Raw genomic sequence first — 13,706 nt, forward strand, 5'->3', positions numbered from 1 at the left:
ATTGATACGCAATGTTGGCTCTACTCTGTGGTTATTTTGCTTGGTAGAATCCATGCTTTTACTAAAGCTAGATTGCTAGGCATAAAAATACCGCCTGATCGGCGGCATTTTCTTTACCATCTATAGATATTGCTTTTCAATTACCCAGCAAGAACATCCGTGGCAACTTTATAACTAGGATCTTCTTTGACGTTAATTTCAACAAGGCTACCGGCTTTGTGTAACAAGGCTCTGCAGTCTTGGCTTAAGTGTCTTAGGTGAAGGGTTTTACCTTGAGCACTATAGCGCTCTGCGATGGTTTCGATAGCATCAATTGCAGAGTGGTCCGCGACGCGCGAATTAGCGAAATCGACAATAACATCTTGAGGATCGTTGACTGCATCAAAAAGGTCTAAGAAGTTAGCAGACGAACCAAAGAATATCGGGCCGTTGATGTGATACTCTTTCGAACCCTCTTCATTGATTTTGCTCGAAGCATAAATATGTTTTGCGTGGTCCCAAGCAAACATAAGCGCCGAAACAATCACCCCTACAGCGACAGCCATTGCTAGGTCGGTTATTACAGTAACGACGGTAACAAGAACAATAACAAAGAAGTCTTTTTTAGGTACTCTGCGAGCAAACTTAAATGTTGCCCACTCGAAGGTGCCGATCACAACCATGAACATGACACCAACAAGAGCAGCTAACGGGATCATTTCGATTAAAGATGAAGTAAACAAAATAAAGCTCAGCAGAGCAATAGCTGCAACAAGTCCAGATAACCGACCACGGCCGCCAGAGTTTACGTTTATCATTGATTGTCCGATCATCGCGCAGCCACCCATTGCACCAAAGAAAGAGCACGTTACGTTAGCGAGGCCTTGACCAATACATTCTTTGTTAGATTTACCACGAGTATTGGTAATTTCATCGATTACCGTCAGAGTTAGCAAAGATTCAATAAGACCGATAGCGGCGAGGATAATTGCATACGGTACTATCACTTTCAATGTATCTAAGGTCATTGGTACTGAAGGAATAGAGAAAGTTGGCAAATCTCCTGCCAATGTAGCGTTAGGGTTGTGAGTCATTGTTCTCAGGAAGTCAACGACTGTACGTGTATCTAATCCGAAGAAGTGGACGAGTAGGGTTACGATAATGATGGCGGCAAGTGAAGATGGTACAGCCGTCGTCAATTTCGGCAAAAAGAAAATGATTGCCATGGTGAGTACAACGAGGCCCAACATAATCATCATCTGATCTTGCGGAAGCCAAGTTAACATGCCCGATAAGTCAGGGGCTTTGAACTGACCTAGCTGCGCAAGAAAAATGACAATTGCTAAGCCGTTTACGAAACCTATCATGACAGGGTAAGGCACCATGCGAATAAACTTGCCCAGTTTAAATACGCCTGCTGTGATTTGTAAAATACCCGCCAACAGTATCGTGACAAACAAATACTGAATACCGTGCCCTGCGACTAGGGAAACCATCACAACGGCCATTGAGCCAGTTGCCCCTGAAATCATTCCAGGGCGGCCACCGAATAAAGATGTGACTAGGCCTACAATAAAGGCTGCGTATAGCCCCACCATTGGGTCGACTCCGGCAACGAACGCAAATGCCACAGCTTCTGGCACAAGTGCCAGTGCAACAGTTAGTCCCGAAAGAACGTCATTCTTAAGCGACTGCTTAGAAAGTTGTGAAAAATCAAACATGTTATGTGCGTCTTATTCCTGTTAGATATCCTTTTGAGTTGCAATAGATATACAAAGGGTAAGCTTACTTGATTGCAAAGCTTATCTTCTCGCTAATATCTACAACTTCAATTGTCTGGACGTAATATGAGTGTTTTCAAACTATATCAGCCAAATTATAGGTGAATATGACAAAGTGTAAGTGGCTTGATATAGGGTTTGGGTGAGCAAATCCTACCCAAAACTGTGACCAACTTCAATAATGAACTGGTAGTTTAACTATTTAGGCTATGAATATTTTCTTTGGGATAGATGAAATACTTAGCTTTTGCTGGCCTAGAATAGACGAGAAGGCCACCTGGTTAGTGACCTTCTTAAGCTAACTTTTAATATGAAACTTAAAAGCTTTGTGGCTTCGCCATTTCAGAGCCTGCTTGGTTCCTTGCGACTTGGCTACCGGCTCCTTTTGCTACGTATCTTTCCGTTCTAAAAGGTGCTGCGTTCACTTGAATTTCTTTCAATTCTTGTGGGCCGGGCGCTTTTGCCATAGGCGATGAAGCGTGAGACTGTAGTGCCTTTGGAACGAGAATCTGAGATTCTTCTAATTCGATCTTAGCTTCAGCCACTACCTCTACTGCTACAGTTTCTACTGACTCAACCTGCTTTTCAGTGCTTGCTTCAACACTATTTACTGAGGTTGGAACAACTGCTTCTTGTATTACTTCAGTTGGCTCTACAGCAGGTACTTCGCTTACTTCCACTTTTACTAAAGGCTCTGCAGCAACAGGTTGGGTTGGCTGCTCTTGTTTAACGTTTTGCTCTTGTGGGCGAGTAACAATAACTTTACCCATGGCCATTTCCGGACAAGCTACGCCGCTTAACAGAGGTTTAACTTGAAGGACTTTTTCGTTTTGAGCTGCCACATCTTGTTTATTGGTTTTTGCTAGGTCGTAGCGAGGCATTACTTTACCCATCGCCATTTCAGGAGAAGCAACACCACCTTTGCGTAAGCGGAATGGGTTCGGACGTCTGTCACGGCCGCGACGTCTACGCTGGCCATTTGCTCTCAAGTGGCGAGGTGAACGGCGACTACGGCGTTGTTTCGGCTCTTCTTTTTTAACCTCAACAGCTTCGACTTGGTTATTCGCTGGCTCGATATTGGCTGTTTCTACCGTCACTTCAGGTTGTTTAGCTGCTTCAATTTTATCAACCTGGGCAGCATTGTTGTTCGCAGCCTGCTGATCTTTAACACGAACTTGCTTATTCAGCTTGCGTCGTTGACGCTTTTCTTTAACTTTCGCTGCTTTCTCTTCAGGTGCTTTATCAACCTTATTTGTACGTGCATCTGCGGCTAATTGTTGACCTTCTTCAGCCAGTTTATTTTGTTTTACATCATCGCGCTTGTTACGGCGATTCTGCTGCTTGCGATTTTGCGGCTTAGCCTCTTTGTTAGCAGTATTTTCTTGCCCATCCCGTTTGTTACGACGATCTTTATCGCGATTTGAATCTGGGGTGGTATTGCGTCTGCGCTGGTCGTTACGATTGTTACGACGTTTTTGGTTAGTGTTCTTAGCTTGTTTGCCAGATTCTTGTGGTTTAGGCGCTTCTTTAGCCGCTTCAGGCTCCGAACCAAATAACGCACGGCCAAGAGCTTTAAAGAATCGGCTAATAAGTCCGGGTTTACTTTGCTCTTGTTCTGCTTTCTTTGTAGTGTCGGCTGGGGAGCTTGGTTTCGGAGCTTTTTGAGCTGGGGCTGCAAAACCTTTCAGTGCCGGTTCTTCAAGTTTTTTCGCTTTAACTTCAGTTTCACCAACTTCTTTGCTTTCTGCTTCCTTCATTGCTTCTAGCTTCTTAGGAACTAGATAAGAAAGCAGGTCTTGCTCTTCTCCGTCTCTGACACGAATAACTTCAAAATGAGGCGTTTCCATATCCGAGTTAGGAACGATGGTGATCTTAACTTCTTGGTTCTTTTCAATATGATTAACTGAACGACGCTTTTCGTTGAGTAGGTAAGAAGCGATTGGAACAGGGACGATAGCCAATACCTGAGAAGTATTGTCTTTAAGTGCTTCTTCTTCGATAAGACGTAGAACAGAAAGTGCGAGTGATTCGTTATCACGAACGACACCTGTGCCGCTACAACGAGGGCAAATATGGTGGCTTGCTTCTGCAAGAGAAGGGCTCAAACGCTGACGAGACATTTCAAGCAAGCCGAAGCGAGAAATGCGGCCGATTTGAACGCGAGCTCTGTCTAGTCGAACTGAATCACGTAGGCGATTTTCCACCTCGCGCTGGTGTCTAACTGGCGTCATATCGATGAAGTCGATAACAACCAACCCACCAAGGTCACGTAAACGCAATTGACGAGCAATTTCTTCTGCCGCTTCTAAGTTGGTGTTTAGAGCGGTTTCTTCGATGTCTCCGCCTTTGGTTGCTCGAGCAGAGTTGATATCGATTGAAGTCAATGCTTCAGTTGGATCGATAACAATCGAGCCACCAGAAGGCAGACGAACTTCGCGTTGGAAAGCAGATTCGATTTGGCTTTCGATTTGATAATGACTAAATAGCGGAACGTCACCTTGATATTTCTTAACACGGTTAACAAAATCAGGACGAACTAAACGGATGTGAGCAAGTGCACGCTCATAAATTGTGTTGCTATCAATCAGTATTTCACCAATATCACGGCGCAAGTAGTCACGAATAGCACGAACAATTACGTTACTTTCTTGGTGAATCAAAAATGGAGCAGGGTTAGAATCAGAAGCTTGCTTAATCGCTCCCCAGTGATTGAGAAGAACATTTAAATCCCACTCAAGCTCTTCAGCACTTTTACCAACACCAGCAGTGCGAACAATCAGTCCCATGCCTTGAGGTAACTCTAAAGTGCTTAATGCGGCTTTGAGTTGAGTTCGCTCTTCACCTTCGATTCGGCGAGAAATTCCGCCAGCTCGAGGGTTGTTTGGCATCAATACCAGATAGCTACCGGCAAGAGAGATAAAAGTCGTTAACGCGGCCCCTTTACTGCCACGCTCTTCTTTCTCTACTTGTACAATGACTTCTTGGCCTTCTTCTAACACTTCTTTAATGCTAGGACGGCCTTGGTATGTGTACCCCTCAGGGAAGTATTCGCGAGCAACCTCTTTTAAAGGAAGGAAACCGTGTCTTTCAGCGCCATAATCGACAAATGCAGCTTCAAGGCTTGGTTCAATACGGGTAATACGTCCTTTGTATATATTTGCCTTTTTAGATTCGTGTCCTGGGCTTTCAATATCAAGATCAAATAACTTTTGGCCATCGACCAAGGCAACACGCAACTCTTCTTTTTGAGTTGCGTTAATCAACATTCTTTTCATTAAAATTCTCGTACAATTTTTTCGTTGTCGTAATTATTATCTTGCCCACTTTTTCATCTTGTATGGTGCCGGATCCCATGGCTATAGCAATGCAGCCTCGCGGCTGGGAAGGGATGCTCTAAGGGCACTTCAGTCTCACAAACAAATGTGCTTGTAAGCCGCAAATAGTGCGGATAATACTCAACATATAAGATGGCGAGTAGAAGTCAGCAAGTAAGCTCAGTTTGAACATGTCTTACGCCATATGCTGCATATCAAAATCTGAGGAAGTCTACTCTGTAATTTGCTTTAAAATGCTAGGTGAAGATTAAAATATAACCTAAAACACTCATTGCAGCAGTGAACTATAGCAGTGCTACGTTCGCACAGCAATCTGCTTTGTTATAAACAGCGAGAAAATCTCACATATAAAAAAATATAAAAACGATATCTATTTGGAATTTAAGCGCTAGATCAAGTTTTTTATAAATTAGTTGGAATACTAGAATAATGTTATCCACAGCTCATTGGATAAGAAAATTGATCAAACAAGGTGGATTTTGCTAAGTCGAAAGAAAATGTGATATAGAAAAGTTTCCGATGGTACAATGTGGCCATGAATGAAATTAAAACAAAAGTCCAATTCGTCGAAATCGATGAAGATATTGCTGGACAGCGCATTGATAATTTTTTGCGCAATCAACTTAAGAGCCTACCGAAAAGCGTCGTATATCGAATCATTCGTAAAGGCGAAGTAAGAGTTAACAAAAAGCGAATCAAGGCTGAATATAAGTTAAAGGGTGGGGATCTGGTTCGTATTCCTCCAGTCACCATAGAACAGACTTCGGCACAGCCAGAAGTGAGTACGAAACTAAATAAGGTCGCTGAGCTAGAGTCGAACATACTTTATGAAGACGAACACCTTTTAGTGTTAAATAAGCCTTCAGGTACAGCTGTCCATGGTGGCAGCGGTTTGAAATTTGGGGCTATCGAAGCGTTACGAGCGTTGAGGCCAAAAGCGCGCTTTTTAGAGTTGGTTCACCGAATTGACAGAGATACGTCTGGAATTTTGTTAGTGGCCAAAAAGCGTTCTGCTCTTCGTCATTTACAAGCCCAGTTTCGCGAGAAAACCGTGAAAAAGTTTTATTTTGCGCTCGTGATGGGCAAATGGAAAACGAGTTGTAAGGTAGTTAAGGCTCCGCTAAAGAAAAATGAAGTCAACAGTATTGTTCGAGTCAACCCAGATGGTAAGCCCTCTGAAACTCGCTTTAAAATTCTTGAAACCTATGCAGATGCAACACTCTTGCAGGCGAGTCCGATCACCGGGCGTACTCACCAAATTCGGGTTCATACTCAATATACTGGCCATCCTATTGCTTGGGATGACCGATACGGTGATAGAAGGTTTGACGCTTATACGGGGAAAGTTGGCTTGGATAGGCTTTTCCTTCATGCGGCCAATATTAAGTTTATTCACCCTTCCACAGAAAAATGGATGGAGATTAGTGCGCCGATGGGAAATAAGTTAGAAACAGTTTTGCAATCGCTGCGAGATTTGCCTTAGTAACGGACGGGCAGCCCGGAGAAAGGCTGCCTTTACAATATCTTCATACCTTGATTTTCTAATAATCGAACTAAATCAATTAAAGGTAGGCCAACTAAGCTGTTCGGATCTTTACTTTCTATTTTTTTAAACAGAGCAATACCTAATCCTTCACATTTAAAGCTACCAGCACAATAAAGTGGTTGCTCCTTGTCGATATAATTTTCAATCATATCGCGAGTAAGTTGACGGAAGTGGACTATAACAGTGTCGATAGTCTCTTCGATTACTTGAGTTTGTGAATTGTACACAGCGAGCCCAGTATAAAAGGTGATTTGCTTGCCACTTTGCTTCTCTAGTTGTTCAATGGCTTTTTCACGAGTGAGTGGTTTTCCGACAATTTGATCATCTATGACACAAACTTGATCACTGCCTATAACAAGGCTCGGTTCGTGAATAGGGCAAGATGTTGCTTTCTCTTTTGAAAGGCGGCGAACCAATTCTATTGGCCCTTCATTTTCTTCTGGTTTTTCATCACACTGCGGCTGAGCGGTGATAAATGGTATCGCAAGCTTTTTTAATATCTCTTGTCGATAAGGGGACGTTGAGGAGAGAACTAATGGTAAATTGGCCATAACTGTAGTTGTACGCACTTACAAAACAATGATGATAGTGGATAAACCTAGGGTGACACAATGCTTTCTCTTTAAACGAAAAAAACTTCAAGTTTTTTACCTTTTTCTTTGACTAAATTAGTGGATAAAGATAATATTCGCGCCCTATGCAAAAGGTAAAAATACCGCGAACGGTTGATCCGGCTAAAGCGGCTCAAAAAAGATTGGACTATGATGGTATCATTCAGACTAGTCTTTTGAAGCGTTTAGAGGAATCGGTCGAAGGCGTGAAACGCGACGCTCAAGTGTCAATGTCATTTGGGTTAGATGAACAGCGACTTGTTGTTATCTCTGGTAAAGCTAACATCGAAGTTGATTTAGAATGTCAACGCTGTAATGAGGCATACACACATCAGTGTGAAGTTTCTTTCACTTATACTCCATACTATGGAGAGAAGAGTGAAGAGGAAGCACCGGAAGAGTACGATTTGGTAGATCCGAACGAGTACGGTGAAATAGACCTCATTAAATTAGTCGAAGACGAGTTCATCTTAAATTTGCCCCAAATCGCAATGCATGATGCAGCGGATTGTAGCGTTGATTCAGACAATTTGGTATTTGGTGAAATTCCAGAAGAAATTGTGGAAGAGAAACCGAATCCATTCGATGTTTTAAAGAACTTAAAAAAGTAATTTTTTAAGCAATTAACTCAGGAGTAGGGTCCATGGCCGTACAAAAAAACCGTAAGACACGTTCTAAGCGTGGTATGCGTCGTTCACACGATGCTCTAACTACAGCAGCTCTATCTGTAGACGCGACTTCAGGTGAAACTCACCTGCGCCACAACGTAACTGCTGAAGGTTACTACCGTGGCAAAAAGGTTATCAACAAGTAAGGTTGACCTTTGCAAGATATAACCGTTGCAGTTGATGCAATGGGCGGGGATTTCGGTCCTCGCGTTACAGTGCCTGCCGTTGTGCAGGCACTGTCGCATTTCCCAGAGCTCAAAATTATACTTGTTGGCAATCAAAATACTCTATTCGCTCAACTGTCAGCTTTTGGCTATCGCTCCCAATCGCAGCTTAGCGCCAAGTTTGGCGAGAGAATAGAAATTATTCATTGCGAGCAAGTCATATCAAATTCTTTAAAGCCTTCTCAAGCACTTAGGAAAAGTGCGGGCAGCTCTATGGATATAGCAATAGAGCTAGTCGCGAATGAGAAAGCTGATGCCGTCGTAAGTTCAGGAAACACTGGAGCCCTCATGGCGTTGTCACGCCGCCATTTAAATCTTTTGCCAGGGATTGAGAGACCTGCGTTGGTATCAGCTATGCCGACTAAACAAGGCAAGTTTACTTGGATGCTTGATCTTGGAGCGAATGTCGTCAGTAGCGAAGAAGCGTTATTTCAGTTTGCCGTGATGGGAAGCGCGTTAGCGGAACAACATCTTGAATGCCAACCTAGAGTGGCATTACTGAACATCGGTGTTGAAGAAACCAAAGGTGTTGAAAGAGTCAAACGCTGCGCAGAACTCCTATCTCAAGCACAATCTGTGAATTATATTGGTTATATTGAAGCAAACAAGCTGTTCGATGATATTGCAGATGTGATAGTGTGTGACGGTTTCACAGGTAACAGCTGCCTTAAAGCCAGTGAAGGGACTGCTCAGTTTTTTATTGAAAAGCTAACCACTTCAATAATGTCACCTTCCATAAAAGGTTGGATTGGGCGAAAATTATTCTCTGGGCTTTTGAAAGAGCTGAAACTATTGAACCCCGACCAGTATAATGGCGCAAGTTTGCTAGGATTGCGCGGAATTGTCATAAAAAGCCATGGAAGTGCGGACGTATCGGCGGCAATTAACGCGATAGGTGAGGCAGTACACGAGGTCAAACGGCAAGTGCCAAGCCGTATACGAGATCGTTTGGAAGCAGTTTTACTCGAGAGGCATTAATAAGTCTTCATGTATAGCAAAATATTAGGTACTGGCAGCTACTTGCCATCTCAGGTGCGTTCTAACGCAGATCTGGAGAAAATGGTAGAGACAAGTGATGAATGGATCGTAGCGCGGACAGGAATCAAAGAGCGTAGAATTTCTGCTGACGGCGAAACTGTTGCAGATATGGCGTACTATGCTGCGAAAAATGCTATCGAAATGGCAGGTATTGATAAAGAAGATATCGACCTAATTATCGTTGCTACAACCAGTGGTAGTCACGCATTTCCTTCTTCAGCGTGCCAAGTGCAAGCAAAACTTGGAATAAAAGGCTGCCCTGCATTTGACTTAGCTGCTGCATGTTCTGGGTTTGTCTATGGCTTGTCTGTGGCAGACCAGCATATCAAAACAGGTATGTGCAAAAATATATTGGTGATTGGATCTGATACATTAGCTAAAACGTGTGATCCAACTGACCGATCCACCATTATACTGTTTGGTGATGGTGCCGGTGCTGTGGTAGTAAGTGCCAGCGAAGAGCCTGGAATATTATCTAGTCATGTTTATTCAGATGGTCGCTACGGTGAATTATTGTGTTTAGAAATGCCTGAACGAGGTGGTAACCCAGATAAGTGGTTACATATGACTGGCAACGAAGTATTTAAAGTTGCAGTAACACAACTTTCCAAGTTAGTGAAAGACACCTTGGCTGCGAACGGAATGAATAAGTCTGAGCTGGATTGGTTGGTTCCGCATCAAGCGAACCTCCGTATAATATCTGCTACAGCAAAGAAGCTTTCTATGCCTATGGATCAAGTTGTTGTGACACTTGATCGTCATGGCAATACTTCTGCCGCTACAATTCCAACGGCACTTGATGAAGCTGTGAGAGACGGCCGAATCAAGCGAGGTCAAACACTTCTATTGGAAGCATTTGGTGGTGGTTTTACTTGGGGCTCGGCTTTAGTCAAGTTCTAACCTAGATAATCTAATCAATTAAGGTGTGTAAAAGATCTAATGATCGTGCGCACCTTTTATTAATTTTTGCTTAAGGAAATCTAAAATGAGCAAGTTTTCTATGGTATTTCCAGGCCAGGGCTCACAAGTTGTGGGTATGCTGTCAGAGCTTGGAGAACAATATGACATTGTAAAACAAACTTTTTCAGAAGCGTCGGAAGCGCTAGGTTACGATCTTTGGGCTTTAGTTCAAAATGGACCGGCAGAAGACCTTAACCAAACATTCTGTACTCAACCAGCTCTTCTTGCTTCTTCTGTGGCAATCTGGCGCGTATGGCAAGAGCAAGGCTTAGAGCAGCCAGCAAATTTAGCTGGTCACAGCTTAGGTGAGTATTCAGCATTAGTTTGCGCAGGCGTTATTGATTTTAAACAAGCCATTAAACTGGTAGAGCTACGTGGGAAATTGATGCAAGAAGCTGTACCAGCAGGCGTTGGCGCAATGTATGCAATCATCGGCTTAGATGACGACAGCATCGCAAAAGCATGTGAAGAAGCAGCGCAAGGTGAAGTCGTTTCACCAGTAAACTTCAACTCGCCAGGTCAGGTGGTTATTGCTGGCAACAAAGCAGCAGTTGAGAGAGCAGGAGCACTTTGCAAAGAAGCAGGTGCAAAACGGGCACTTCCACTACCAGTGTCAGTACCTTCTCACTGCGCTCTAATGAAGCCAGCAGCAGACAAGCTTGCTGTGGCACTTGAGGAAATCGAATTTAATACTCCTAGCCTACCTGTTATCAACAATGTTGATGTCGTTGCGGAGACCGATCCTGCAAAAATCAAAGTTGCGCTAGTTCGACAACTTTATAGCCCTGTTCGTTGGACAGAAGGTGTGCAACTAATGAGCGAGCAAGGTGTCGAAAAACTGTTTGAGCTTGGTCCAGGAAAAGTACTGACAGGTTTAACAAAGCGTATTGTAAAAACAATGAGTGCAGCAGCAGTGAATGATGTTGCTACGCTAGACGCAGCAAAAGCGTAAAAAGGAAGAAATAAAATGATGAATCTTGAAGGTAAAATCGCGCTAGTGACAGGTGCTAGCCGTGGTATTGGCCGAGCAATTGCTGAGCTACTGGTTGAACGCGGTGCAACTGTCATCGGCACTGCAACCAGCGAAAATGGTGCAGCTGCTATTAGTGAATACCTTGGTGAAAATGGCCGAGGTCTAGCGTTGAACGTTACTGATGTAGAATCAATCGAAGCAACGTTAAAAACAATCAATGACGAGTTTGGTGCGTTGGATATCTTAGTGAATAATGCGGGTATCACACGCGATAATCTTTTAATGCGCATGAAAGATGACGAATGGACGGATATCATGGATACCAACCTCACGTCTATCTTCCGCCTATCAAAAGCGGTATTGCGCGGTATGATGAAAAAGCGTAATGGCCGTATCATCAACGTGGGTTCTGTTGTCGGAACTATGGGTAACGCCGGGCAAACTAACTACTCAGCGGCAAAGGCTGGTGTAATTGGTTTCACTAAGTCGATGGCGCGCGAAGTCGCATCCCGCGGTGTAACAGTTAATACAGTTGCACCAGGATTTATTGAAACAGATATGACAAAAGCACTTAACGATGAGCAAAGAGCTGCTACACTATCTCAAGTGCCAGCCGGTCGCTTAGGTGATCCTCGTGAAATTGCTTCAGCTGTCGCATTTTTGGCATCTCCTGAAGCGGCATACATCACAGGTGAAACTTTACATGTAAATGGCGGCATGTATATGGTTTAATATACGCTTGTTGGTGGCTTTTATTGATAAGTTAACCAAGTTAAGTGTTAAACTTTTGGCTAACGTGCGCAAGAATTGTGCATGATTTAGATTAAAAATGTACTGAATTTCGGTTAAAATCGCGAAAATTGTGGTTTGACCAGCAAGGTGCCTCTTGCAACTTTCACTAGTTTGAATAAACTACGGAATCATCGCATTAGGCGACATCTGTAATAGGAAAAGAAAAAAATGAGCAACATCGAAGAACGCGTAAAGAAAATCATTGTTGAACAGCTAGGTGTAGACGAAGCAGAAGTTAAGAATGAAGCTTCTTTCGTAGATGATCTAGGTGCTGACTCTCTAGACACAGTTGAGCTAGTTATGGCTCTAGAAGAAGAGTTCGACACTGAGATTCCAGATGAAGAAGCTGAGAAGATCACCACTGTTCAAGCTGCGATCGACTACGTAAACAGCGCTCAGTAATATCTCTCCCAGGCGGCTTCCTGGCCGCCTGTGTTTTTTAAATCTTTTTACCTTCTCTAACCTTATCAACTCCGGAGAATAATATCGTGTCCAAGCGTCGTGTCGTTGTAACTGGCATGGGAATGTTGTCGCCGGTAGGCAACACTGTAGAAACTTCTTGGAAGGCCTTGCTAGAAGGTCAAAGTGGCATCGTAGATATCGACCACTTTGACACCGCTGAATTCTCAACTCGCTTTGCTGGTCTTGTTAAAGACTTTAACTGCGAAGAGTACATGTCAAAAAAAGACGCGCGTAAAATGGATCTATTCATCCAGTACGGAATCGCAGCAGGCATCCAAGCTCTTAAAGACTCAGGTCTGGAAGTCACTGAAGAAAACGCAGCGCGTGTTGGTGTCGCTATCGGTTCTGGTATTGGCGGTCTTGATTTGATCGAGAAAGGTCACCAAGCTCTTGTCGACAAAGGCCCTCGAAAAGTAAGCCCATTTTTTGTACCGTCTACTATCGTAAACATGGTTGCAGGTAATCTGTCTATCATGTGTGGTATGCGCGGCCCTAACATCGCTATTTCAACAGCATGTACAACAGGCTTACATAACATTGGCCATGCAGCCCGTATGATTGCATACGGAGACGCAGACGCTATGCTAGCAGGCGGTGCAGAAAAAGCATCGACTCCTCTAGGTATCGCTGGGTTTGGCGCTGCAAGAGCACTATCAACTCGTAACGATGAACCGCAAAAAGCCTCTCGTCCTTGGGACAAAGCTCGCGATGGGTTTGTACTTGGTGATGGTGCAGGTATGGTTATCCTTGAAGAGTACGAGCACGCGAAAGCGCGCGGTGCCAACATCTACTGCGAACTTGTCGGCTTTGGTATGTCTGGTGATGCTTATCACATGACTTCGCCAAGTGAAGATGGTTCTGGTGGTGCACTAGCGATGGAAGCTGCGATGCGTGATGCAGGTATTTCTGGTGAGCAAGTTGGCTATGTGAATGCGCACGGTACATCAACTCCAGCGGGAGATGTAGCTGAAATCAAAGGCATTAAACGTGCCCTTGGTGAAGCAGGCTCAAAACAGGTCTTGGTTTCTTCCACTAAATCTATGATTGGTCACTTGCTTGGTGCGGCTGGCTCTGTAGAGGCGATCATTACTATTATGTCTTTGGTTGATCAAAAAGTTCCACCAACGATTAACCTTGATGATCCTGAAGAAGGACTAGATATTGATTTAGTGCCTCACGTTTGCCGCGAAGTCGAAATGGAATATGCTGCTTGTAACTCGTTCGGTTTTGGTGGTACAAACGGTTGTTTAATCTTTAAAAAGATTTAAAAAACATAAGTATTTACTAAGATATAGTAGGGCGGCTTGATGCGTTGGCATTAAGCCGCTTTTTTGTAA

12 protein-coding genes are annotated in these 13,706 nt (G+C 43.7%); 9 read left to right on the forward strand and 3 right to left on the reverse strand.

The genetic code is table 11. The annotated features are described in order from the left end of the window. Positions 1-140: 140 nt before the first annotated feature. Positions 141-1,700, reverse strand: coding sequence for a SulP family inorganic anion transporter (locus ACM2FC_RS07215; protein WP_498480219.1), 1,560 nt, complete (start codon positions 1,698-1,700; stop codon positions 141-143). 377 nt (positions 1,701-2,077) lie between these two features. Next, positions 2,078-5,035: a ribonuclease E gene (rne, locus tag ACM2FC_RS07220; RefSeq protein WP_498480220.1), complete on the reverse strand. Its 2,958-nt coding sequence runs from the start codon at positions 5,033-5,035 to the stop codon at positions 2,078-2,080. A 595-nt stretch (positions 5,036-5,630) separates the two neighbouring features. On the opposite strand from rne, the gene rluC reads away from it, so the two are divergent. Continuing rightward, positions 5,631-6,578, forward strand: coding sequence for a 23S rRNA pseudouridine(955/2504/2580) synthase RluC (gene rluC, locus ACM2FC_RS07225; protein WP_498480221.1), 948 nt, complete (start codon positions 5,631-5,633; stop codon positions 6,576-6,578). A 32-nt stretch (positions 6,579-6,610) separates the two neighbouring features. Here the strand turns inward: rluC and ACM2FC_RS07230 are convergent, their stop codons facing one another. Beyond that, on the reverse strand, positions 6,611-7,192 hold the full coding sequence (locus ACM2FC_RS07230; RefSeq protein WP_498480413.1) for a Maf family protein: 582 nt from the start codon (positions 7,190-7,192) through the stop codon (positions 6,611-6,613). Between the two features lie 146 nt (positions 7,193-7,338). On the opposite strand from ACM2FC_RS07230, the gene yceD reads away from it, so the two are divergent. The 8 genes from yceD to fabF all read left to right on the forward strand — a co-directional run bounded on the left by yceD (position 7,339) and on the right by fabF (position 13,637). Continuing rightward, entirely contained in the window at positions 7,339-7,863 is a 525-nt protein-coding gene (yceD, locus tag ACM2FC_RS07235; protein ID WP_498480222.1) for a 23S rRNA accumulation protein YceD, read from the forward strand. A gap of 32 nt (positions 7,864-7,895) precedes the next feature. Further along, positions 7,896-8,066: a 50S ribosomal protein L32 gene (gene rpmF / locus ACM2FC_RS07240; RefSeq protein WP_014232495.1), complete on the forward strand. Its 171-nt coding sequence runs from the start codon at positions 7,896-7,898 to the stop codon at positions 8,064-8,066. Positions 8,067-8,075: 9 nt separating this feature from the next. Further along, complete coding sequence (plsX, locus tag ACM2FC_RS07245) at positions 8,076-9,122, forward strand: phosphate acyltransferase PlsX (protein WP_498480223.1); 1,047 nt, start codon at positions 8,076-8,078, stop codon at positions 9,120-9,122. 9 nt (positions 9,123-9,131) lie between these two features. Further along, the gene (locus ACM2FC_RS07250) at positions 9,132-10,082 is read left to right on the forward strand and encodes a beta-ketoacyl-ACP synthase III (protein WP_498480224.1); all 951 of its coding nucleotides are present in this window, start codon (positions 9,132-9,134) and stop codon (positions 10,080-10,082) included. A gap of 85 nt (positions 10,083-10,167) precedes the next feature. After that, a complete protein-coding gene (fabD, locus tag ACM2FC_RS07255; protein WP_498480225.1) occupies positions 10,168-11,094 on the forward strand; it encodes an ACP S-malonyltransferase in 927 nt (308 codons plus the stop codon). A gap of 18 nt (positions 11,095-11,112) precedes the next feature. Then, positions 11,113-11,847 carry a 3-oxoacyl-ACP reductase FabG gene (gene fabG / locus ACM2FC_RS07260; protein ID WP_498480414.1) on the forward strand — a complete coding sequence of 245 codons (735 nt, stop codon included), beginning with the start codon at positions 11,113-11,115 and terminating at the stop codon, positions 11,845-11,847. A 228-nt stretch (positions 11,848-12,075) separates the two neighbouring features. Then, positions 12,076-12,309 carry an acyl carrier protein gene (gene acpP / locus ACM2FC_RS07265; RefSeq protein WP_004406112.1) on the forward strand — a complete coding sequence of 78 codons (234 nt, stop codon included), beginning with the start codon at positions 12,076-12,078 and terminating at the stop codon, positions 12,307-12,309. Positions 12,310-12,395: 86 nt separating this feature from the next. Continuing rightward, positions 12,396-13,637, forward strand: coding sequence for a beta-ketoacyl-ACP synthase II (gene fabF, locus ACM2FC_RS07270; RefSeq protein WP_498480226.1), 1,242 nt, complete (start codon positions 12,396-12,398; stop codon positions 13,635-13,637). Positions 13,638-13,706 lie beyond the last annotated feature (69 nt).

It is taken from the genome of Vibrio sp. A37 (genome assembly GCF_059777565.1).